This is a genomic window from Synechocystis sp. PCC 7339, assembly GCF_019924095.1.
GTDB lineage: Bacteria > Cyanobacteriota > Cyanobacteriia > Cyanobacteriales > Microcystaceae > Synechocystis.
The window spans coordinates 3,293,572-3,316,558 of record NZ_CP063659.1; the positions used below are offsets into that span (position 1 = coordinate 3,293,572).

The 22,987-nt window shown below is 49.3% G+C and carries 24 protein-coding genes; 15 read left to right on the forward strand and 9 right to left on the reverse strand.

Features of this window, described 5'->3' with window-relative positions:
- The first annotated feature begins 75 nt into the window (after positions 1-75).
- The 13 genes from pstC (at position 76) to pheS (ending at position 11,663) form a co-directional block, all read left to right on the forward strand.
- The gene (pstC, locus tag IQE94_RS15530) at positions 76-1,029 is read left to right on the forward strand and encodes a phosphate ABC transporter permease subunit PstC (protein WP_212720351.1); all 954 of its coding nucleotides are present in this window, start codon (positions 76-78) and stop codon (positions 1,027-1,029) included.
- A 91-nt stretch (positions 1,030-1,120) separates the two neighbouring features.
- Positions 1,121-1,984 carry a phosphate ABC transporter permease PstA gene (gene pstA / locus IQE94_RS15535; protein ID WP_212720349.1) on the forward strand — a complete coding sequence of 288 codons (864 nt, stop codon included), beginning with the start codon at positions 1,121-1,123 and terminating at the stop codon, positions 1,982-1,984.
- Positions 1,985-2,009: 25 nt separating this feature from the next.
- Positions 2,010-2,819, forward strand: coding sequence for a phosphate ABC transporter ATP-binding protein PstB (gene pstB / locus IQE94_RS15540; protein WP_212720347.1), 810 nt, complete (start codon positions 2,010-2,012; stop codon positions 2,817-2,819).
- 154 nt (positions 2,820-2,973) lie between these two features.
- Complete coding sequence (pstB, locus tag IQE94_RS15545; protein WP_212720345.1) at positions 2,974-3,774, forward strand: phosphate ABC transporter ATP-binding protein PstB; 801 nt, start codon at positions 2,974-2,976, stop codon at positions 3,772-3,774.
- Between the two features lie 84 nt (positions 3,775-3,858).
- A complete protein-coding gene (locus tag IQE94_RS15550; RefSeq protein ID WP_212720343.1) occupies positions 3,859-4,347 on the forward strand; it encodes a thioredoxin domain-containing protein in 489 nt (162 codons plus the stop codon).
- Positions 4,348-4,537: 190 nt separating this feature from the next.
- The gene (locus IQE94_RS15555) at positions 4,538-5,365 is read left to right on the forward strand and encodes a cytochrome c biogenesis protein CcdA (protein WP_212720341.1); all 828 of its coding nucleotides are present in this window, start codon (positions 4,538-4,540) and stop codon (positions 5,363-5,365) included.
- 1 nt (position 5,366) lies between these two features.
- On the forward strand, positions 5,367-5,930 hold the full coding sequence (locus IQE94_RS15560; protein WP_212720339.1) for a sigma-70 family RNA polymerase sigma factor: 564 nt from the start codon (positions 5,367-5,369) through the stop codon (positions 5,928-5,930).
- Positions 5,931-5,934: 4 nt separating this feature from the next.
- The gene (locus IQE94_RS15565; protein WP_223342270.1) at positions 5,935-6,738 is read left to right on the forward strand and encodes an anti-sigma factor; all 804 of its coding nucleotides are present in this window, start codon (positions 5,935-5,937) and stop codon (positions 6,736-6,738) included.
- Positions 6,739-7,027: 289 nt separating this feature from the next.
- Positions 7,028-8,413, forward strand: coding sequence for a cation:proton antiporter (locus IQE94_RS15570; protein ID WP_212720335.1), 1,386 nt, complete (start codon positions 7,028-7,030; stop codon positions 8,411-8,413).
- 339 nt (positions 8,414-8,752) lie between these two features.
- On the forward strand, positions 8,753-8,914 hold the full coding sequence (locus tag IQE94_RS15575) for a hypothetical protein (protein WP_223342271.1): 162 nt from the start codon (positions 8,753-8,755) through the stop codon (positions 8,912-8,914).
- A 55-nt stretch (positions 8,915-8,969) separates the two neighbouring features.
- Positions 8,970-9,155 (forward strand): PIN domain-containing protein, encoded by a 186-nt coding sequence (locus tag IQE94_RS18915; RefSeq protein WP_212720333.1) that lies wholly within the window; start codon positions 8,970-8,972, stop codon positions 9,153-9,155.
- A gap of 709 nt (positions 9,156-9,864) precedes the next feature.
- Entirely contained in the window at positions 9,865-10,467 is a 603-nt protein-coding gene (locus IQE94_RS15585; protein WP_212720331.1) for a low-complexity tail membrane protein, read from the forward strand.
- Positions 10,468-10,667: 200 nt separating this feature from the next.
- Positions 10,668-11,663, forward strand: coding sequence for a phenylalanine--tRNA ligase subunit alpha (pheS, locus tag IQE94_RS15590; RefSeq protein WP_212720329.1), 996 nt, complete (start codon positions 10,668-10,670; stop codon positions 11,661-11,663).
- A 13-nt stretch (positions 11,664-11,676) separates the two neighbouring features.
- On the opposite strand, the gene IQE94_RS15595 is transcribed toward pheS, so the two are convergent.
- Together IQE94_RS15595 and IQE94_RS15600 are read right to left on the reverse strand one after the other, a co-directional pair.
- On the reverse strand, positions 11,677-12,006 hold the full coding sequence (locus IQE94_RS15595) for a hypothetical protein (protein ID WP_212720327.1): 330 nt from the start codon (positions 12,004-12,006) through the stop codon (positions 11,677-11,679).
- Positions 12,007-12,046: 40 nt separating this feature from the next.
- Complete coding sequence (locus tag IQE94_RS15600; protein WP_212720325.1) at positions 12,047-12,796, reverse strand: 4'-phosphopantetheinyl transferase superfamily protein; 750 nt, start codon at positions 12,794-12,796, stop codon at positions 12,047-12,049.
- 127 nt (positions 12,797-12,923) lie between these two features.
- Between IQE94_RS15600 and IQE94_RS15605 the strand changes: the two genes are divergently transcribed.
- Positions 12,924-14,225: a homoserine dehydrogenase gene (locus tag IQE94_RS15605; RefSeq protein ID WP_212720323.1), complete on the forward strand. Its 1,302-nt coding sequence runs from the start codon at positions 12,924-12,926 to the stop codon at positions 14,223-14,225.
- Between the two features lie 169 nt (positions 14,226-14,394).
- Positions 14,395-15,390, forward strand: a complete 996-nt coding sequence (locus IQE94_RS15610; protein ID WP_223342272.1) for an NAD(P)-dependent oxidoreductase — start codon at positions 14,395-14,397, stop codon at positions 15,388-15,390.
- On the opposite strand, the gene IQE94_RS15615 is transcribed toward IQE94_RS15610, so the two are convergent.
- The 7 genes from IQE94_RS15615 to IQE94_RS15645 form a co-directional block, all read right to left on the reverse strand.
- Positions 15,387-15,788 (reverse strand): phosphomannose isomerase type II C-terminal cupin domain, encoded by a 402-nt coding sequence (locus IQE94_RS15615; RefSeq protein ID WP_212720319.1) that lies wholly within the window; start codon positions 15,786-15,788, stop codon positions 15,387-15,389. The genes IQE94_RS15610 and IQE94_RS15615 overlap by 4 nt on opposite strands.
- Positions 15,789-15,995: 207 nt before the next feature.
- On the reverse strand, positions 15,996-17,465 hold the full coding sequence (locus IQE94_RS15620) for a 2-succinylbenzoate--CoA ligase (RefSeq protein ID WP_212720317.1): 1,470 nt from the start codon (positions 17,463-17,465) through the stop codon (positions 15,996-15,998).
- 6 nt (positions 17,466-17,471) lie between these two features.
- Positions 17,472-17,918 carry a gamma-glutamylcyclotransferase gene (locus tag IQE94_RS15625; protein WP_212720315.1) on the reverse strand — a complete coding sequence of 149 codons (447 nt, stop codon included), beginning with the start codon at positions 17,916-17,918 and terminating at the stop codon, positions 17,472-17,474.
- A complete protein-coding gene (locus IQE94_RS15630) occupies positions 17,905-18,381 on the reverse strand; it encodes a hypothetical protein (RefSeq protein ID WP_212720313.1) in 477 nt (158 codons plus the stop codon). The genes IQE94_RS15625 and IQE94_RS15630 overlap by 14 nt, the downstream gene beginning before the upstream one ends.
- A 125-nt stretch (positions 18,382-18,506) precedes the next feature.
- On the reverse strand, positions 18,507-20,108 hold the full coding sequence (murJ, locus tag IQE94_RS15635) for a murein biosynthesis integral membrane protein MurJ (RefSeq protein ID WP_223342273.1): 1,602 nt from the start codon (positions 20,106-20,108) through the stop codon (positions 18,507-18,509).
- A gap of 103 nt (positions 20,109-20,211) precedes the next feature.
- Entirely contained in the window at positions 20,212-20,727 is a 516-nt protein-coding gene (locus tag IQE94_RS15640) for a PAS domain-containing protein (protein WP_212720309.1), read from the reverse strand.
- A 96-nt stretch (positions 20,728-20,823) separates the two neighbouring features.
- Positions 20,824-22,839: a DICT sensory domain-containing protein gene (locus IQE94_RS15645; protein ID WP_223342274.1), complete on the reverse strand. Its 2,016-nt coding sequence runs from the start codon at positions 22,837-22,839 to the stop codon at positions 20,824-20,826.
- Positions 22,840-22,987 lie beyond the last annotated feature (148 nt).

Sequence of the window (22,987 nt, forward strand, 5' to 3'; positions counted from 1 at the left end):
CTGGGCGGGGAGGCGATCGCCATTGTTGAGGCTGATCTTCCTTCCCATTTGCCTTTCCTATCTCCCCATTTCCCCATGACCACCGCGCCCTATTCCCGGACTGAGCCTCTGGCTTCCCGCTCCAATCTCGAAAAGAATTTGGAGAAGGCTTTTAAGTATCTCACTTTAGCCTTTGCTGTTAGTATTGGTCTCATTTTGGTGGCGATCGCCGCGTTAATTTTTTCCCAATCGGTGCCAGCCATTAAGGCTTTCGGGCTGGGCTTTGTCACCAATAATACTTGGAACCCGGTGACCAGCCAGTATGGAATCCTTGCCATTATGGTGGGCACATTGGTCAACTCCGGCTTAGCTTTACTGCTGGCCATTCCCCTAGGCATAGGGACAGCGTTGTTTTTGAGTGAGGACTTTATTCCCGCTAAAATCCGCACCGTTCTGACATTCATGGTGGAGTTGCTAGCGGCCATTCCCAGTGTAGTCTATGGGTTGTGGGGCATTTTTATCATTATTCCCCTGATTAAGCCGGTGGGAATGTGGTTGAACGAATATTTTGGTTGGATTCCTCTGTTTAGCACTAAACCTGCTGGCCCCGGTATGTTACCGGCCAGTATTGTTTTAGCCATTATGATTTTGCCCATTATCACGGCGATCGCCAGGGATTCTTTGGCTTCGTTACCGCCGGAATTACGACAGGCTTCCTTGGGATTAGGAGCTACCCGGTGGGAAACTATTTTTCGGGTGCTAATTCCCGCCGCGTTCTCCGGCATTGTGGGGGGCATTATGTTGGCCCTGGGGCGGGCCATGGGGGAAACCATGGCGGTGACCATGATCATTGGTAACTCCAATCGCCTTAGTTGGTCGTTGTTGAACCCAGCCAATACCATTGCTTCCCTGTTGGCCAACCAATTTGCCGAGGCTTCGGGAATGCAGGTTTCCGCATTGATGTATGCGGGTTTTGTGCTTATTATTCTGACTTTTATTGTCAATATTTTGGCCGAGCTAATTGTTAACAAAGTTAAGGCCAAGTATTAGTTTTGTTTCAAATTAAGTTGATTTTAACTAAAATTATTTTCCCTTAGCATTACGTTTTGCTTATTCTTCTAGGCCCTGGCCTACCAAACCCATGACCGCTGTTAATCTCAAAAAGAAAAAATCCGACCTGAGAACCCTCTTTGGTTACTCCATGACTGCCATATCGGGGGCCTGTTTGTTGGCCACGGTCATTCCCCTGTTCGCGGTGCTGATTTTTGTTGCCATTCAGGGTTTCCGTAGCATCAACTTAAACCTCTTTTTGAAACTGCCGCCAGCCCCTGGTTTAGGCGGTGGTGGGGTGGGCAATGCCATCATCGGGACTTTCATAGTGGTGGCGATCGCCACGGCAATTTCTGTGCCCATTGGGGTGTTGAGTGCGGTTTATCTTTCCGAATTCAGTGGTGATAACCAAATCGCGAGGGCTGTGCGTTTTGCCACCAACCTGTTGAGCGGTATTCCTTCCATCATTGCGGGGGTATTTGCCTACGGCGCTCTGGTTTCCTCCGGTTTATTTGGTTTTTCTGCCATTGCCGGTGGGGTTGCCTTGGCGGTGTTGATGTTGCCCACCATTATCCGCACCACGGACGAAGCCCTACAAATTGTGCCCCAGGAGATTCGCTGGGCGGCCCTAGGAGTAGGAGCTTATCGCTACCAGACAGTTTTGTTTGTGGTGTTGCCGGCGGCCCTCTCCTCGATCATTACCGGGGTAACGTTGGCGATCGCCAGGGCCGCTGGAGAAACGGCTCCGTTAATTTTTACTGCCCTATATTCAAATTTTTGGCCCCGGGGACTAAAAGAACCCATCGCCACCCTAGCTGTGTTGGTTTATAACTTTGCTTCGGTGCCCTACAAATCCCAACAGGAGCTAGCCTGGGCGGCTTCGTTATTGTTGGTATTTTTGGTGCTGATCACCAACATCACGGCACGGTTCTTTACTCGAAAGAAGGCTTATTAGATACTGATTAAATTAGGAATCCACCATGAATGAATCCCCGGCACAATTACTAACTGAAACTGTCCCCGTCTTTACTGCTCAGAATCTCGACGTTTATTACGGTAGCCACCGGGCTGTGCGGAATGTTTCTATGACCATTCCCAAGAATAAAATTACTGCTTTCATTGGCCCCTCCGGTTGCGGTAAAAGTACCATTCTGCGTTGCTTTAATCGTCTCAATGACCTGATTGAAAGTTTCCGATTAGAGGGCAAAGTTTGCTACCACAGCCAAGACCTCTATGCACCGGACATTGACGTGACAGCGGTGCGCAAGAACATTGGCATGGTGTTCCAAAAGCCCAACCCCTTTCCCAAAACTATTTTTGACAACGTGGTTTATGGCGCTAGGGTGAACGGCTACAAAGGCAATTTAGAAGAATTGGCGGAAGACTCCCTCCGGCGGGCGGCCCTCTGGGATGAGGTAAAGGATAAATTAAAGGCCAGTGGGTTTTCCCTTTCCGGTGGACAACAGCAACGACTCTGCATTGCCCGGGCGATCGCCATGCAACCGGAAGTGTTGTTAATGGATGAACCCTGCTCAGCGCTAGACCCCATTTCTACCCTGAAAGTGGAAGAGTTGATGAATGAGCTGAAGGAAAACTACACCATCATCATCGTTACCCACAATATGCAACAGGCTACCAGGGTGGCAGACTATACCGCTTTTTACAATGCTGAAGCCACGGAAAAGGGCAATAAAGTGGGCTACCTAGTGGAATTTGACCACACAGGGAAAGTGTTTGGCGATCCCCAAGAGCAGGAGACCAAAGATTATGTTAGTGGCCGCTTTGGTTAAACTGTTTGTTTCCCTTTTATTGGTAGATTTTGCCCCTATCGCAAGTCGGGCGCTTTACTCGGTCAAATTTTGAAAGCTTGTGGCTTTGGCACTTGCTCAAACCCCTCCGTTATTAGCAAACAATTATTTTTAAATTTTAAAGAGGACATTCGTTATGGTAGTTTCCGATGGCGTAGCCACCAAGGGGGTCTTAGAAGCCCAAGGCGTTAACGTTTACTATGGCTCCCACCTGGCAGTTAAAAACTGTAACATTGCCATTCCCGAAAGGCGGGTGGTGGCCTTCATTGGCCCCTCCGGTTGTGGTAAGAGCACCATGCTCCGTTGTTTTAACCGCATGAATGACCTAGTGGCGATCGCCAGGGTGGAAGGGCGCATTACCTATCATGGTGCGGATATTTATGCCCCCACAGTGGACCCAGTGGGTTTACGTTGTTCCATTGGCATGGTGTTCCAAAAAGCCAATCCTTTTCCCAAATCCATTTACGAAAACATTGCTTGGGGAGCAAAGCTCAACAACTTTCAAGGGGACATGGACGAACTGGTGGAAACTTCCCTGCGGCGGGCGGCCCTCTGGGATGAAGTGAAAGATAAATTAAAGGCCAGTGGCTTTTCCCTTTCCGGTGGTCAGCAACAACGCCTCTGTATTGCCCGGGCGATCGCCGTACAACCGGAGGTGATTTTGATGGATGAACCCTGTTCTGCCCTTGACCCCATTTCAACTCTGAAAATAGAAGGGTTAATGCACGAGCTTAAAGAGCAATTCACCATTGTGATTGTGACCCACAATATGCAACAGGCATCCCGAGTTTCAGACTACACCGCCTTTTTCAATGTGGAATCGGTGGACAGGGGAGCGAAGGTGGGTAGTTTGGTGGAGTATGGCCCCACGGAGGAAATTTTCCAAAATCCTTTGCAGGAGTCCACGCGGGATTATGTCAGTGGTCGTTTCGGTTAATTAAATCTAGTTGGTCAAATTAAATAAATCCAAAAGCTGGGTCAGACGTGTATAGAAAGTGAACCTTTTATTGAGGAACTTTCTGTGAAAACTACCCCGTCTTTTTTAACATCTACTTTGGCGATCGCCTTCCTTGGTGGTGTCCTCGGTGCGGCTTCGGTGAACCTTTCCTCTCCCCAGGTCAGCGTTGCCCAAATGATGCAGACCCAGGCCCCCAAACCCCTAGCACCCTCTCTCCAAGGTAAGCCAGTGGTCGTGGATATCTATGCCACTTGGTGCCCCGGTTGTCAGACCATTGCCCCTACCCTTAGCCAATTGAAGAAGCAGTACCAGGGAAAAGTAAACTTTGTGGTACTGGATGTCTCGGACAAAAACACAACAAAAATGGCCGAAACTAAAGCAAAGCAGTTGGGGCTCACGACCTTCTTTGATGCCAATAAGACCCAAACCGCCACCGTTGCCATCATTGACCCCGCCACGGGCATGGTCATTCAACAATTTCGCAAAAATGCCAATGCCGCAGACTACACCAAGGTAATTGATGGGGCAATCTCCAGAATGGCAAAAAAATAGTTGACGCCGGGAGCTTTCATCTCTAAATTCCCCCATTTCTTTTGGCACAATTTTGCCCATTTTCCGACCTGGGGCCACTTAAGCTTTGGCAACCTTAGGGGCCTCGTAAAAATATTTCCTCCGCACCGGGGGCAAAGGTGGTTTGGCCGGCCTCTGCTTTGCTCCTTGATAACCAAATTCTGGAATCGCCATGTTAAACCGTGCCCGTCGTTACTTTTCCCCCACGGCCCCCTGGGCGTTTTGTCTGATTTTATTCCTTGGGACTTTGTCCTTAGTTGTGCTCACCCGTCAATGGGGGCCCCTAACAGCTGGGTTGGATCATTTTATTGCCGCCGTTGAAAATCATTACCAGCAATGGTTTGACCAGCAAAATACCGGTAATCCCCTGGTATTGTTACCCCTGGCTTTTTTGGGAGGATTGCTGGCTAGTTTTTCCCCCTGTATTTTGGCTTTGTTGCCGGTGAATCTGAGCTATATTGGCACTCTCCAAGTCAATTCCCGCCGCCAAGCTCTGGCCAAAGCTAGTTTATTTGTCTTGGGTACGGTGATTGTACTCAGCTTATTTGGCTTGGTCTCCGCCTTTGCCACCGCCGTTATTGTGGACTTCAAGGGTTACGTCCATTTGGCGATCGGGGCCATTATTCTAGTCATGGGATTAAGTTTTGCTGGGCTAATCCACTTACCTTTACCCCGGACCCAAATTAGTTTGCCCGTGGCCGGGCCCCTAGGAGTGGGTATGACCTTTGCTTTAGTGAGTTCCCCCTGTGCCAGTCCGGTGTTATTTGCCGTGTTGGCCGCCGCTTCCACCACTGGTTCCCAGAGCTTAAGTGTGGTGACCATGGTTTTCTATGCTTTGGGTTACACCGCCGTTATTTTCCTGGCTAGCTTGTTTACTGGCCTGATCAAGCAAAGCCGAACTTTGCTAAAACACTCCCACTGGGTTACAAGACTTGGTAGTGGGTTGTTGATGTTGGCGGGGGGATATTATCTGCTGACGGGACTGGGTTGGTTTTTCTAGTATGCAAGTTGTGGTGCAAGAGCAAGATGACGGAGAAATTATGGCGGCGGCGCAACGGGGAGATTCCTTGGCCCTAGGAATCCTCTATAACCGCTATGGCGCAGTGGTTTATCGTTTGGCTTTGCGGATATTGCAACGCTCCCAGGATGCGGAGGATTTAACCCAGGAAATTTTCCTTGGCCTAGAAACCACCACTCGTTATGACCCCCAACGGGGAAATTTACTCAATTTTTTGCTGACCCTCACCCGTTCCCGCGCCCTGAACAGAATTCGCCAGGGTCAGAGTCGAGGGCGGCTTCTAAAAGCTTGTCAACACAACCATTTAACGAATGTTCCCAATTTACCGATGGAAAACGCTGCTTTGTCTGAGGTGTCCCAACGGGTAGCTTCTGCTTTGGAGACCTTACCCCCTAACCAACGGCAGGTGCTGGAACTGGCTTACTATGAAGGACTGAGTCAGTCGGAAATTACCCAAAAATTGGCCATTCCCCTCGGTACGGTTAAAAGTCGTTCTCGTCAGGGGTTATTAAAGCTGAAAAATTTATTACAGGATCTTGTGGAGTAAACCGATGGAATCCCTAAACCCGATCGCCGTGCAGGAATTGTTAGCGGGCTATGTGCTAGAAGATTTAACTCCGGCGGAGCAGGCCCAGGTGGAAGAGTTATTAAGCCAAAATCCGGCTTTAGTGCAGGAAGTTGAGCAACTGCGGGCTACCCTCAACCTTTTGCTCTTGGGACTATCTTCCGCCGACGTTCCCCCTCCCTTATTACTTTCCTCATCTCCCGTTAATCAGTTTTCTCCATCAGTAGTTAAACTCACCCCCAAGTTTCCCTGGGGAAAAATTGCTTTGGGCGGTTTACTTGCCACGGCGATCGCCGGTTTGGGCTGGCAAAATTATCGACTAAATCAACAGTTGGCCACCATTGAGCAAACCAATCAGACATTGCAACAGGTGCTTGACTCCCAGGGGGACCAACAACAAACCCAACAATTATCGACCTATCGCCAGGTGGTCAATCTTCTCCAGGAACCGAACCAAAACTTTTTGACTCTACGGGCTACCCAGGCCACATCCCAGGCAACGGGGAGTTTAATTGTGGGGGCGGAAAGCGCCTCTGCCCTACTGGTGCTAAAGGATGTCCCCCCGATTACGGATGGCAAGATTTACCAACTTTGGGCTGTGATCGATGGCCAAAAAGTGCCCTGTCGTTCCTTTCTACCCAATGCCCAAGGGGAAGTTTTGCTAGAGATTCCTTTTGAAAAATGGTTTTCCGCCTCGGAAGTGATAGTCACCGAGGAAAAAGAAGGCTCTGTCCGTCAACCCCAGGGGGAAATGGTTATCCAGGGTCGGCAAATGCCTTTCCAATCCTGAAGTAGGGACATTTTGCAGAGGTGAACTACCTACGCTGAACCAAAGACTACGGCGTGGGGCTTCTCGCTCGTAAGAGTTAAAGGAGAGATTTTGCTGCGACATCTCAACTTTTCAAACAAGTTTCAAAAAAGGAATTATAGTTAATGGCAACTTATATTGACTTTTGCCCCTGGTCTGAAGTGAAAATATAGAATCAAATCAATGGTTTCGATTATATTTTCAGAGTCCTACGCCACTAAAAATGGGGGAGCTTTTGCCTTATCCTGCTTAGAGACGACATCCAATGTAAATGTTTATGAACCCATTGCTCCCTCCCCTGTGGCCGATAATTGCCACCGCCGTAGAAACAGAGACGGAAATAGCTCCATTGGTATTGGCCGGGGTACTCCTCAGCCTGGTGGTGATCTATTTTGCCAGTAAGTTGGGCGGGGAGGTTTGTCTCCGACTCAATCTGCCGCCAGTGCTGGGAGAATTGGTGGGGGGCGTTTTGGTGGGGGTTTCTGCCCTGAAACTATTGTTATTTCCCGAAGGAGGTCTGGCTCCCGAAGATTCCCTGGTTATTCAACTGTTGATGGGGTCGGCGGATTTATCCCCAGAAGCAGCCGCATCGGTCTTCAGTGCCCAGAGTGAGGTAATCTCAGTCATTTCTGAGTTGGGGGTCATTATTCTCCTATTCGAAATTGGTTTGGAGTCTAACCTCAAGGAACTGATTCGGGTGGGGCCCCAGGCGGCGATCGTGGCAGTGGTGGGGGTAGTAACTCCCTTCAGTCTCGGCACCATTGGCCTGATGGTCATTTTTGGGGTAGCGGCCATTCCGGCAATTTTTGCGGGGGCGGCTTTGACGGCCACTAGCATTGGCATCACTGCTAAGGTATTGGCGGAGATTAATCGCCTCAGTTCCAATGAAGGACAGATCATTATTGGGGCGGCGGTATTGGACGATATCCTCGGCATTATTGTGCTGGCGGTGGTGGGTAGCCTGGTAAAAACTGGGGAAATCCAAATCAGCAATATTATCTACTTGATCCTCAGTGCCACCGGTTTTGTGGTGGGTTCAATTTTAATTGGTCGCCTGCTCAGTCCCTTCTATGTCAGCTTAGTCAACCGCATGAAAACCAGGGGTCAGTTGCTCTTGGTATCCATTTGCGTGGCATTCGTCCTTTCCTACATTGCCCAAATTGTCCAGTTAGAGGCAATTTTGGGTTCCTTTGCGGCGGGGTTAATCCTGGCGGAAACAGAAAAGCGGGAAGATTTGGAAGAGCAAATTTTGCCCCTGGCGGACTTTTTTGTGCCGGTATTTTTTGTCTGTGTGGGGGCCAAGACGGATGTCAGTGTGCTCAACCCCGCTGTGCCTGCTAACCGAGAGGGTTTGATTATTGCCGCCTTTTTAATTGTGGTGGCGATCGTGGGTAAGGTGGTTACTGGTTTTACCCTGTTTGGTAAGTCGGAATTGAACAAACTGGCGATCGGGGTAGGTATGATTCCCCGGGGAGAAGTTGGTCTAGTTTTTGCTGGGGTAGGGGCCGCCAGTGGAGCTTTGGATCCGGCAACCGATGCCGCCATTATTGTGATGGTCATTGTTACTACCTTTGTGGCTCCCCCTTGGCTACGGGCTGTGTTTGAAAGCGCCAAAAAGGAGGAAGCTCAGGAAAAGCCAGTTCCCACCCCAGAGTAATTAATCACAACCCAGATTTATCCTAGATTTATTTTTGTCCCCGAGGCTCCTCTGATAAGCTTTTCGGGGACTACCATTTTGGGGAGGAACCGTTGCTAGAATTATGGTTGATCGGTATAGCTAGACTAAGTTTAAATTCTTAAAGATTTTTGCCGATCGCCGTATGAATTAATGCAATCACCTTGGTAGCCATCTTAGTTAGTGGCATTGGCCAATCTCCGTACTAAGTGGAACCTTTGATCAAAATTAAGAATCGACACCATATTGCTGAGATCCAAATTTTAACTGAACCTATCAGAGCAAAACCGAATAATTTTAATATTCTATGAGAGTAAATTTATGAAAACCCTAATTACAGAAGAAGTTGTCGAACAATTAAGGTCCATGCCCCAGTATTTACAGTTGCAAGTGGTGGAATTCATTCAAAGGCTGAACAAAACACAAATTCAAGGAAAACCGGGACAAAAACTACTACACTTTGCTGGTTTTATTCCTGATTAGGATCTTAAGTTGATGCGTCAAGATATCAAACAAGATTGTGAACAAATTGATGTCGATGAATGGTAAGTCTTTGCTTGATACAAATATAATTATTGCTCTTTTTTTAAATGAGACAATAGCCAAAGAAAAGCTCGTTGCATCCAGTCAGATTTTTGTTCCAAGTATTGTCATTGGTGAACTATGTTACGGTGCCAGAAAATCTGGACGAGTCCAAGCCAATTTGAATAGCCCTCTTTCCTGAATCTCGGAAAGAATATTTTTCAGTACTACACAAAAAGTCTCACTGTGGAGACGTTTCAATGTTTTCAAAACTCGACAATCATGGGGGATAATATCTTGTTAAGTACACTACATAAAACCGTTGTTGCTAAAGGCTTTCGATGATTTCCAGCAAATCGGCTTGCCCAGTCTGACGCAAGAGGGGTAGAGTGAGGAAACTAATTGCCGATGGCACAATATTATCCTGTGACGCTGAAACAGCCTGGTAATATGGCAAAATTAAAAACGAATTAAAGCTCAAAGGTTGTCCATTGCCGGAGAATGATATTTAGATTGCCGCCCTTGGACTACAACACAATATGATTTTAGTGACAGGGGATGCTCATTTTCAGGCAATAGAAAATTTAGCAGTAGTGGAATGGTGAAAAAGTGCTGCGATAAAATTTTGACTTCTCAAAATAAAATTAAAGGATATTTAAGTTAGTCTTAACAGTTTAACTGTTAGATTCATCAATCTTGATAATCTTCAACAACAATTAGTTTCTGGTCGACGCCAGGTTCTAGCCGACCTGGAAAAATTGCAGGACGATCACCGGGGCCGCATCGGTTTAATCAGTATTTCTAATAATCTTGGAAAAATAACCTAACTCAAATGCTCTGGGTCGGAGCAATTTGGTATTATTGAACACAGTGCAGTATGACTACCAGACCACCAGTTAGGCATTAAAACCATGGGCGCATCTTTTCGGGCAGAACCATTTCTCTGGATTCATTTGGCGGGGATTGTGGTAGTGCCGTTGGCCCTCCTGACCATGATGCTGGGCTTAGCTCTGGGAGCCCCTTTTTCTGTTTATGGTGTGGAACTGATTTTCTTGATTGCGGTGGGCTGGTTGCCGGTAATGGTGATGCAATGGTTTAAGCCCTTTGAGATTTTCAGTTTGCTGATCATTGCCCTGCGCCCCGATAGTTTGAGGGAAGATCAACTGCGGATTTTAAGTTTGTTTAAACAGGGCCAACAACGGTGGATTACTTTGCTGGGGGGAATAATTGGCCTTGGTTTACTGTGGTTGGTTTACTACTATGCCCCGATCGCCTATCCTTGGGTAACGGATTTGCCCCAGATTCGTTTGGCGGGCCTTGGGCTAGGGACGATAGCCTATTTGATGGCCAATTTATTTTTGCAGGTGCCCCTGAGTGTGCTGGGGGTATTATCCACAAGCCAAGCCAATTTTGCTGAGGCCATTCCCCTGGAAGCGAATGAGATCAAACAACAGTTCACCATTCCCGGCATTAAGTTACGACAAATTCCTTTGGTGCCCAGAATTGAGTCCTGATGGGCAAGAATTTCCGTTCTCCGTTGGGTTAGAATCGGTAGCGGGCAATTTTCCCGGAATTAGGCCACGTTGGTCTTGACCATGGCCAAGGGAAAACTATTGTCCCCTGTTGATCAACCTGAGCAGCGGTAATCAGTATTTGATCCATCTCCATTAACAAGGCCTTTGCTAGGGCAGAATCACGAGACCCATATTTTTCCATGACTATTTCTTTGGAAGCCGATTTAAAATCCCTACAACAATCTGCCCAGGCGGCGATTAACGGTTGTGATGACCTCGATGGGTTGGATAAATTGCGGGTGCAATACTTGGGGAAAAAGGGGGAATTGTCCCTGATTCTCAAGGGCATGGGCAAACTTTCCGCGGAAGAAAGGCCTAAATTTGGGGCGATCGCCAATGAAGTGAAAGAAGCGCTCCAGTATGATTTGGAATCCCGCAAAACTAACCTACAAAATGCGGCGATCGAGGCCCAACTCGCGGCGGAAACCTTAGATGTGACCATGGCGGGCAGTTACCGTCCCCAGGGCCGTCGCCATCCCCTCAATAGCACCGTTGACCGGGTATTGGATATTTTTGTGGGCTTGGGCTACACCGTCGCCACGGGGCCCCAGGTGGAAACGGATTATTACAACTTTGAAGCATTAAATATCCCCGCTGACCACCCCGCCCGGGATATGCAGGACACCTTCTTTTTAAAAGATGGCCGCCTGCTCCGCACTCACACTTCTCCGGTGCAAATTCGCTATATGGAGAAGCACGATCCCCCCATCCGCATTGTCGCCCCCGGTCGAGTTTATCGTCGGGATACGGTGGATGCGACCCACTCTGCGGTATTCCATCAAGTGGAACTGCTGGCGATCAATAAAGGTTTATCTTTCACCCATTTGAAAGGAACCATCCAAGCGTTTATCAAACAAATGTTCGGAGAAGATTTACCGATCCGTTTCCGGGCTAGCTATTTTCCTTTTACCGAACCGTCGGCGGAAGTGGACGTGCAATGGCAAGGGAAATGGTTGGAGGTGATGGGCTGTGGCATGGTGGACCCCAACGTAATGGAAGCAGTGGGCTATGATCCAGAAATTTACACCGGCTTTGCGGCGGGCTTTGGGGTAGAAAGGTTTGCCATGGTGTTACACCAAATTGACGATATTCGTCGGCTCTATAACAGTGACTTACGCTTTCTGCGCCAGTTTTAAATCTGCTCAACTCTTAACGCTGGGGAGTATTTAGGGATGGGGGGATTGATCTCGGCCCAAATTCTACACAGGAATTAGTATCTTTGAGCACCATTCTGAGTAGTAGGGCCTGGATCACCAACAGGCCACAGACGGCGGCTAGCAACAAATACCAGTACTGCCAAACTAACTTACGTAACGTTTGGGCCACTGCGTCAGCAATGATTCTTTCTAGATGATCGCTGGTCAACTCTTTATGGACGATTTTTTCTAGCTGGCCATAGAATTTATCGCTGGTTTGGCGTACCGTTTCACTAACTTGATGGTTAATGGCCGCTTCTACTTTTTGCAAAGGATTTTCCATGGTTTCAGACGATTAAGGCCGCCAGCCTAAGTTAACGAAACTAGAGAAATGAATCAAGGTTACGGGGCCAGGAGAATGGTTCAATGGTCGGCCACGGGGAAGATGGGAGCCTGTTGACCGGATTAGTGCGCCAGGCGATCGCCGTCCAATAATTATCGTTCACAGTCTGATCTGCCTGATTCCCAAATAAACGCTGACTGGATAATTGCCACTGCTTCGTTTCATAGTTACTTGGTAAGCATTGATATTGATCTAAATTTTTGCTCGGCATAACTTGGTGCAAACCGCCGCTGATGCCCTGCCCCGTGGCTTTTAAAAATGCCTCCTTGGCTGTCCAAAGCTGGTAAAAAAGTTTAATTCTTTCCTCCGGCGGCAAATTTTCCAATTGCTCGGTTTCCTGCAGGGAAAAAAATCGTCTAGCTAATTTTAAGCCATGGGCTTTAGGGACCATGATTTGCAAATCAACCCCAATTTCCCCCTCTGTACTTAAACCAATCAAGCCATAATTACTACTATGGGCAACGTTAAACCATGGCGATCGCAGTTCTCTGCTGACCAACTCCGGCTTACCTTGGGGGCCATAGGTGAACTGTAATTGCTGGGGCAGACAATTAAGGTGACGGGCTAGCAGTATGCGTAACGCCAGGCGCATGGTCAAAAATCGCTGCTTATCTTGGGGCCGTTGGTAGCGTTCACCCCGGGCCATTTCTTCGGAACTTAATAGGGCTTGATAACCCGGAATTAAGGGGCGATCGGTGGGACAAAGCCAAATCTGGGGTTGGGGGAACACAGATCAGTTTAAACAGTGTTTTGAGCAATAAAAGAGTTTCGCTATTCTGCCACCTGCCCAAGTCCAGATAGAATGGGGAGCCGATCGCCAGTAACCTAAAGAAAGGAAAGGCAACGGGAGGAAAATTGTGACAGTTAAAATTGGTTTACTCGGTTTAGGTACCGTCGGCACCGGCACGGTGGAAATTTTGCAGGATCCCCAGGGCCGTAGTCCCCTGCTCAAAGCCATTGAGGTTAAAGCAGTGGGGGTGCGTTCCTTGGATAAACCCCGCCAAGTAAATTTGCCGCCGGAGGTATTAACCACCGACCTAGAAGCCATTGTCACCGATCCCAACATTGCCATTGTGGTGGAATTGATGGGAGGACTGGAACCCGCTCGATCATTGATCCTCCAGGCGATCGCCCACAAAAAACACATTGTCACCGCCAACAAAGCCGTCATTGCCCGCTATGGGGCGGAAATTTATGAAGCGGCCAATCAGCATGGTGTCTACGTTCTCCTAGAAGCGGCGGTGGGGGGGGGCATTCCCATCATTAAACCCCTAAAGCAATCCCTGGGAGGTAACCGCATTCAAAGCATTGTGGGCATTCTCAATGGCACCACCAACTACATTCTTTCCCGCATGACCAGCGAGGGGGCGGATTTCGACGAAGTGTTAGCGGCCGCTCAAAAGTTGGGCTATGCCGAAGCGGATCCCAGTGCCGACGTAGATGGGTTAGATGCGGCGGACAAAATTGCCATCCTTGCTTCCCTTGGTTTTGGCGGCAGGGTTAAGCGGGAAGATGTGGCCTGTGAAGGCATTAGATCCGTTAGTGCGGTGGACATTGCCTATGCTGATAAGTTGGGCTTTGTGATTAAACTTTTGGCCATTGCTAACGGTAATGCCGGCGAAAACTCGGAAGCGTTGCAACTGCGGGTCCATCCCACTTTGATTGCCAAGGATCATCCCCTAGCCAGCGTCAATGGGGTCTACAACGGCGTATTGGTCACCGGAGATCCGTTGGGGCAAGTGATGTTCTACGGCCGGGGAGCGGGAGCCGGCCCCACCGCCAGTGCCGTCGTGTCCGATGTGATTAACATTGTCGGCATCATTACCAGCAGTGACGAAAATCCTGCCCTTGATCCCCTGCTCAGTTGCACCCACCAACATTACTGCCAGGTGTCCCCCATTGAAGACCTCGTCACCCGTTTTTATTGTCGCTTCCTCTGTGCCGATGTACCGGGGGTGATTGGCCATCTCGGTATGGGGTTTGGCAACCATGGGGTTAGCTTGGAATCCCTAGTGCAAATTGGCTTTACCGACGGCTGTGCGGAAATTGTGGTGGTCACCCACGATGTGCGGGAGGGGAACTATCGGGCCGCCCTGGGGGAAATTAGCCAACTACAGGCGGTGAAGGAAATTCCCAGTGTCATCCGGGTGTTGTCCTAGGAGTGTATTTAAAACGTACTCCTATCCCAAATTTGGGGAAATGTAATCAAAATTCTCCAGTATGGCCAGAGTTTTAGTGGGTCATTTTGTCAGGCGAACACAAACTCTGTCAACATCAACAGGCTCTTAAGCTGAGCAAAATTTATTTATTTCTGGGGAGTGTCTTGAGATGGCTAATTTAAAACGAATTTTTATCACCGGGATCAGTGGTTGCATTGGCCACTATTTAGCGGATGAATTAATCCAAGGCACAGACCACGAACTGTTCCTACTGGTGAGAAATCCAGACAAGTTGCAATTTGACCCCCAGTTGCGGAGCAATATCCATTTAATCCCCGGCGATATGGGCAATATTGAAGCCCACAAGGATCTGCTGCAAACCATGGACTGCGCCATTCTCATTGCCACCAGTTGGGGCGATCGCCAGGAGACCTACAACATCAACGTGGTCAAAACCCTAACTTTGATCAATTTGCTCAACCCGGAACGGTGCGAACAGGTAATTTACTTTTCCACCGCCAGCATCCTTGATCGCCAGGGGCAACCATTACCGGAAGCGGGCAGTTTGGGCACCGACTATATCCGTACTAAGTATCTCTGTCATCAGGCTTTGGAATCCCACAATGATTCTCCACCGGAAGTCTCCCCCATTGCCGAAGCCATGGCCAACAAGATCACAGTGGCTTATCCCACCCTGGTCTTTGGCGGTGAACCAGGTAAACCCTATTCCCACCTTTCCGGCGGATTGGGAGAAATTTTGCGTTGGTTACCCCTGATCCGTTGGTTCCGGGCCGATGGAAGCTTCCACTTCATCCACAGTAGGGATATAGCTAGGGTAGTGGCCTATTACGTGGATCATCCCCCCCAGAAGAGAATTGATGTAGTGTTAGGTAATGCTCCCCTCACTGCCACGGAGGGTATCCGCCAGGTTTGCCAGTATCATCGCCAGAAAATCTATTTTCAAATTCCCCTTTCGCTCACCCTGGCCAATATTTTCATCAAGCTATTTCGCATTCAAATGGCGGACTGGGATAGGTTTTGCCTCGATTATCGCCATTTCACCTATCCCGATCCCGTTGCTCCAGCCCAATTAGGCTTGCCGGCCCATTGCCAAACCATTACCGAATTGATGGCCGTTAGCCCAAAATCAAATGGTCGCCATTAGCCGCGGGCGTAGTCATCCTGAAAACGGATAATGTCGTCTTCCCCTAGATATTCCCCGTTTTGCACTTCAATTAGCACTAATTTAATTACCCCAGGGTTTTCCAGACGATGGGCAGTGCATTGGGGAACATAGGTGGACTGATTCGGTTCCAAGAGTTCTTCTTTATCTCCACAAACGATACGGGCGGTGCCGGAGACCACAATCCAATGCTCACTGCGGTGATGGTGCATTTGCAGGCTGAGACGATGCCCTGGATTGACCTCGATGCGTTTGATTTTGTAACCGTTGCCCTCCTCCAAAGTAGTAAAAGAGCCCCATGGCCTAGTTTCCGTTAACAAATGACTGGGGGGAGTAGCAGCTTGGGACAGGGATGGGGTGGATAGGGAAGTGGCAACCATTAATCTTTTTCCTCAACAACAATTAACCGCATCGAAAATTTTTTCTAACCCAGGCTAACACAACGGCTTAGTTAGGTTTTAGGTTCCCATGAGGACAGCACAAATCAACGTCAAAAATTTGTTGACCCCAACCCACTTGAATCCTCGACAACGTCGGTAAATAACCTATACTCACATGTTATTGCTGTTACTCCTCCTCTTTGACCCCTAGTTGCTCCCTAGTTGCTCCGTAGCCCAAGTTTGCCAAAACTGGTAGTTTAATTTGCCCAAGGGCGATCGCCGTAGAGTCGAAACGGGCAACCAATGCTTCGGACATTTCGGTTTACTTAACTGGGCTTTGACACACTGTTTCAGGGTGGAAACATCATTCCCCGGACTAGGGTTAGGTACATAGACTGCTACTAACATATCTCCCCAATGGCGATCGCCAACTCCGACTATGACCACATCTTGGACTAAATTTTGTTCCAGCAAAAAAGCTTCTATGGCCTCTGGATCAATATTTTCTCCGCCACTGATCAGACGCCGACCCTGACGACCGGTGATGTGTAGGTAACCGTTGTGGCAATAACCCAAATCCCCGGTGGTGAAAGTTTCCTCCTTCTGGCCTGTCCCTTGGGGTACGTAACCTTTGAACAAAGCATCGGATTGAATATTAATCACACCAACAGTACCGGGTTCAACTACTTCCCCTTTGGGGTTACTAATAGTCAGACGAACGTGAGGTAACAACCTACCGACCCCCGTTTGGCCTGCTAAAAATTCCCCTGGGGTGAGGGTAGCAATTTGGGCGGCGGTTTCCGTCATGCCATAGGTGGGGGCCAGGTTCAGGCCCGCCGTTTTTGCTTTGGTTAAGAGTGCGGGCCAGGCTGGGGCTCCCCCTAAAAAAATGAGCCGGAAATTTTTTAACCAAGTACCATGGCGATCGAGCAAGTATTCTAACTGGGTGGGCACCAGAGAAATGACATAATTCGGGGGTAAAGGAGGGGAGGATTGTTTCACTAAGCCATAATCCAGGGGGCTAAAATCACCTCCGGTTAAGGCTGATCGCCACCATTGCATAAAGCCCCCCACATGGTAGAGAGGGAGCAAACACAAACTGTTAATTTGCCCATTGCTGTGTAATAGGGGGGCAAGAAACTGCCTTAAACCGCCCACTGCCACAGTCAAGGTCTGGGGACTATGGAGAGCAAAACGAATTGTGCCTGAAGAGCCGCCGGTGGCAAAACCAATTAATGGTTCTGACCTTTTCGGATCTGGTCGATTTTCTGGGGTGATGGTCTCGTGGTGAACGGAAGTTACTGCCAAATCACTGTTGGTGAAGTTTAACCATTGTTGTTGCCAAATTGATGATCCCCAGAGGCGATCGGGATGCAAAAACTGGGCTACTTGTTGCCATTCCCGTTGTTGCCATTGGTGATTAGCAATGAATAATGCTCCCCGGCCAACTCGTAAAAAAGCCACCACTGCCGCCCAAACCTTAGCTGACTCTGTTTCCGCTAGTAAAACCTGGGGATCGGATAATTCCCCTAGGCTCTGTTGATATTCTTCCACCCATTCATGCCAACGGGGAGACAGTTCTTGCCCTAAAGTCACCAAACCCCTCTGGAGAGAAGCTTCTAGGGCCGAGGCAATGGTTTCGGGATAACTTAGCCAAGACGGCGTATTAATCTCCATAGGAGCTTAGGCGATAAATTTCTGCTGGCCAGACCAACGGCCATTGGGAAGATAAACTCCTCCATACTGCTCAATTTTTCCAAGATCCATGCGGTAGAGCCACGCTTCCGTCATCACCTGATCCTGGGGGCCAAATACCTTAGCCCAGCAACGGTCATATACGTTCTCTCGGGGCGATCGCCCAGGGTGGTAATCTTCCAAACTATCTAGGTATTCCAGGGAAAACCCGGCGGGAAAGGTGAGGCAATAGCCCCAAACCCGGTCTTCTCCGATCGCCAGGGCCGGATAACCAAAATTTGCTAAGTGGTAGATTTGGCCAAGCACATAGCCCAGGGCAGGGGGCTCAATTTGTTGGTGGCAATAGGCTTGGTGATTACATTCCCCCGGCATGAGGGTGCCATAAACAAAAACCTTAATCTTCATATCCACCGGCAGTAAATTAGGGCTCGCCATACTCTTGGAGAAAGCTGAGAAAATCCGTCAGGGCTGATCTGGTATCTGGGTTAGGGGTAAGTTGATGCCGTATTTGCGAAATGAAGAATCGATTTTGGATTCTAGCGCGGCTAGCCGCTCGTTGTCTCTCTTGATCTGCTCGGTTTCTTTCTTGATCCGCTCGGTTTCTTTCTCGATCTGCTTTTTCTCGTTCCTCACTTGCAAGATCATCTCGTCTAGTTTCCCGTTCTCTTGCTTGAGCCGCTTGATATCGGCTTCGACTTCCAGCGTTCCACTCAAGGCCGAGATTAACCACCAGAGACGCTGTGCCCAAAGTGAAGGCCCAGAAGCTCCATTCGAGGATGGTGAGGGGGATGGGTTGGAAGGGGGTGGTGTCGATGTTGCCATAAAACCTCAGTAATGCCGCTACGGCATACAAAAATGTGGTTAGGGAGCGGGGTAATAGGGCCAAGAAGGTTGCCATGGCATCATTCTAGCCAATTTGAGCCGATAGTACTGACCGAGAGGTTGATAGTAACAATATTGATCTGTGCTGGAACATCTCAAAAACTAAACTCTTCTTTCATTGCCCCTCGAAAAATGTCTCCACTACCCCCGTTTGAATTTTTTCAATAGGCGATCGCCTAGCAAATCTACCTCTGGGACTTTGGCAAAGGCTACCCCGACTGCGAACACCACTAAGATAATGCTGGACATAGTGAACACTTCAAGAATATTTTCGACTAGGTTATCCACCCCCCAAATTTTTTCCCAGAGAATACTGCCCTGCCAACCCGCCACACTGGCGATCGCAGTAATTAAAGCCAGCTTACCCAGATCCATGGCCCATCCCCACAGATTCAGGCCAGCTAGACGGCGGTTCAGCATCCAAATAAAAATAGTCATGGAAAAAAGATTTACCCCCACCGTTGCCATGACAATGCCCACTGTGCCAAAGGGCTTATAAAAGAGGAAATCCAATAAACCATTCAGAAAAATATTAAACAGGCTCACCTTGAAAGGACTGTTGCCGTCCCCCAGGGCATAAAATACCCGCACCAATACATCTCGACCAAGGTAAAAAAACATGCCCAAACCGTAGGCGGCCAACACCGGAGCCACCTCCGCCGCTGCCTCTGCGTCAAAAGCCCCCCGTTCATAAATAACCTGAACAATGGGAATGGCTAGCCCTACTAAAATGGCTGTGAGGGGAAACATAGTCAGGGCACTTAACATGATTCCTTGGCGGATGCGGAGCCTTAATTCTGGCCAATCCTGGGGATCGGCTAAGCGGGAAAATACCGGCAGAAAGGGCACCAAAATCATATTGGAAATAATACCCAGGGGAGTGAGGGCAACAAAATTACCGTAGCGCATGGCCGCCGCCGCATTGGGAATAAAGGAAGCAAAAAATAGGTTGGTGGCAAAATTGATATACAACATCCCCGAAGACAGGGTGGCGGGAATCATGACCTGCAAAACTTCCTTTACCCCCGGCAGAGCAAAATTAAACCTCAGCCGCAATTTACCCATACCGGCTTTGGCCTGGGGCACAATCTGGGCCAACCATTGCAACACAGCTCCAGCGGTGGTTCCCCCTGCTAACAAGAGGGAACCCAACAACCAATAGGGTTCGGTGTTTAATTGCTCCCCCAACTGCCAGACTGCGGCCCCCAAGCCCACAATGACGGTAATACTGGAAAGTAAAGGGCTAATACTTGGTAAGAGGTACTGATCCGCCGCATTCAAGGTACCGAAGCCAATGCCAATTAACCCCGAAAGTAGGGCCATGGGGGCCATGATTTGCAACTGTTGCACCGCCATGCGTCTGGTTTCCGGTTCTAACCCCGGCGCCAGCAGGTCGATAAATATGCCCGCCCCCAGCACTAAAATAATTGTTACCCCAAGCAACACCCCACTAACCAAGGTGGTAACGGTTTCCACTAAGGGAGCCGCCTCTTCCCGGTCCCGTTTGGCTAGCACACTCACCAGGGCACTGTGGAATGGGCCATTAATACCGCCGAGCAGAATAAAGAGGAATCCGGGGATCACGTAGGCATAGGCGTAGGCCGTCACCACCGTCCCTACCCCAAAGGCGGCGGCGATGATCTGTTCACGCAATAAACCAAAAACCTTACTGATCAAGGTGGCGATCGCCACAATGCCAGCGATATTAGCCAAGGAACGGGACGATTTACCAGACGGAGACACAGGCTAGATTCCAATAGATCAAGGGGCCATTATGGGGGAAGAGCGGTGGCACGGCCTAATCTTTCCCCAATGAAGAGAGGGGGAGCCATGGCTCCATGAGCTCCTAGGCTTCCGACTGTATTGGTTTTAACTGGGCTTCTAACTGAGCTTCCAACATCGCTAATTTGCGTTTTAGAGTGGCATTTTCCTGCACCAGCCCCTGATTGCGCCGCAGTAAGTCCTGTTGTAAAGCAATCTGCTGTTCATTTCTCCGTTGGCGATCGCGCAGATCTCGTAACACGGCCATGGCGTACTGCAATGTGCCCTGATGATCAAAAATAGGCGTCCCTATGACTTCCAAGGGAATAATTTGTCCTCCCTGACGAATTTCCATGTCGTCCACCTGGTATGTTTCCCCTTGGAGGGCTTTGAGTAACGGTTGTTCGGTGAGGGGATAAAGTTGGTTGGTGCCGGTTTGGTAGGACTGGTAAATGTCGTTCAATTGGTCGATCGCCGCTTCGGGCCAGAGGCCTTTTCCCAGAAGATTAATGGCGGCTAGGTTGGCATAAACTGGTTTACCCTTGGCATCGACGACAAAAATACCGAGGGGAAAAGCATCGAAAAAAGTTTTAAACTCCATGTTGGGACTGAGAACGGCACTATCGTTAGCAGATAGCGAATAGGCAGTGCGGTTATTTTCTAGATTGAATTGATTGAGTTGGGTTAAGAAAAAATCTTATTTTCTTTTACCTCGGGACGATGCCCTAGGGGCCATGGCTTTTCGCTTTTTGGCCATAATTTCCTCCACAGTGGGACCAGGGTTCTCTGGCAAGACAATGGGGACAGTGAAATGGAACTGGGTGCCATGGTTTTTGCCATCGGAAGCGGCCCAGATTTCCCCCCCCCAACCGCTGACAATTTGTCGACAGATGGCTAGACCAATGCCGGTGCCCCCCCGACTGCGGCGTAAGGCTCCTTCTTCTTGGTAAAAACGATCAAATACGGTTTCCAGGCGGTTAGGCTCAATGCCCCGCCCTGTATCGGTGATGGTAACTTCCAATTGGGACGGATTCGGACGATCAACGGCGATGGAAATCTTACCATTGGTGGGGGTAAATTTGATGGCGTTATCCAAAAGCTTGGTCAACAATTCCACTAACCATTCCCCGTCTGCTTCCACCATGGGGGTTTCTCCGTTCACTTGATTGACAATGGCGGGCACTTCTTGGCCTCGATTGTGGGCCCGGATATGGCTTAAGGAAAGCTCCACACATTCCTCTAAGGAAATCGGCTCTGCGTTCCATTCCACCCGGCCACTTTCTAGCTGGGACAACGTGAGGAAATCCTGCACCAGTTTACGCATTCTCTCCGCATCCTCCAGGGCGGTGTTTAACATCACCTGCCGTAACTCCTGGGGCATATCTGGTTCCGTGGCCAGGCTTTCCAAACATACTTGAATGGTGGAAAGGGGAGTCCGCAGTTCGTGCCCTGTGATGGCCACCAGGTTAGAACGGGTGCGGTCTAGGGCCGCCAATTGCTCATTCAATTCCTGGAGGTTGGCATAGGATTCTGCCTGGATCAGTGCTACCCCAATTTGGGTGGCCACCCCTTCCACTAGGGTGAGGGCGTCGTTTTCCCATTCCGTGGGGGACGGGCCGCAGTGGTGGAATTCCATCATACCCAGCAGCCTTTCCCGATAAAAAATCGGTACTAACATCCAGGAAAGGATGGCACAGCTTTTCACTAGGTTTTTCACCTCTCCTGTGGAGGATGCCGGTTCCCCTAACCTTGGGTCTCGGTCAATGTTGTCGATGGCGATCGCCTCCTTGAGGGCCACCACCTGCTGAAAAAGGGGATTATCTTTGAGAGGCCAGGGATAGCCTTTGATAGAACCAACACCGCTACTGAGAAATTCATGGCTAATGGTCGCCACCGCATCGTCAGCGCTACAGCGGTAAATCACACAGCGACAAATGCCCAAGCCTTGCCCCAGTTTTTCCACCGCCACCTGCATAATTTCCTCTGGATCAAGGGAACGTCGCACCGCCGTTGTGATGGAGTTAAGTAGTCTCTCCCGCTCTTCTTTGTCCTGTAAATTGCGATTAGCTTTGATTAACTTATACTGCCCCGCCTGGAGATAGGTAATCAACCGTTGCACAAAGGGATCGGGGTTATCATCAATGCCCCGGGGGGGAACGGTACAGGAAGGCTGAAGCCAGGTTTGGGTCACTTGCTCGATTTTGGCTTGCAACTCTGGACGGTAGCCCAAAATCCGTTTTAACAACAGTTCGGCCGCCACCCGGCTTACCTGGCGATCGAAGGTCCAAATCCCTTCAAAACGGCGGTTACTATCCCATTTGTCCTGGGTGGGCCTTTCTCGACAAATTAAACAACTGGCATAACGATCGCCAATGACCACTAAATGCCATTCCTGGGCGAGGCTATCTTCCGGCGTGAAGGCAATGGTTTCATAAATGCCAGAGCTGTTTTTAAACTCTGTCTCCGGGGCGGAGAGCACATAAACCTGGTTGCTCTTATCGGCAATACGGCGATAGCGATGGGCTTCTTGACGATAAAACCTTTCCCGCTGAAAAGCCGCAATAATCAGGGGATTGCCCGCTGTACTTTCCGCTAATACCTGATCTTCCATGGCGTGGGACAGAGCCGTAAGGGAAGACTTGAAATAGGTTTGGGCCCGCAGACTCGGTAAGGACTGCAATAGCTCTGTGAGGACAGACGGGGAGTTGCTCATCGCTCCTGAAAAAAGGGGAGGAAGAATGGCGGGAAACTAACTCCTAGAATACCAGCCACCGAGGCAATGAGGCGTAAACTGTCCCACCCCGGTACGTCAGGATGGGTTGGTTTTGACCCAGGGCAGAAAAAAATCCCCCGAACATTAA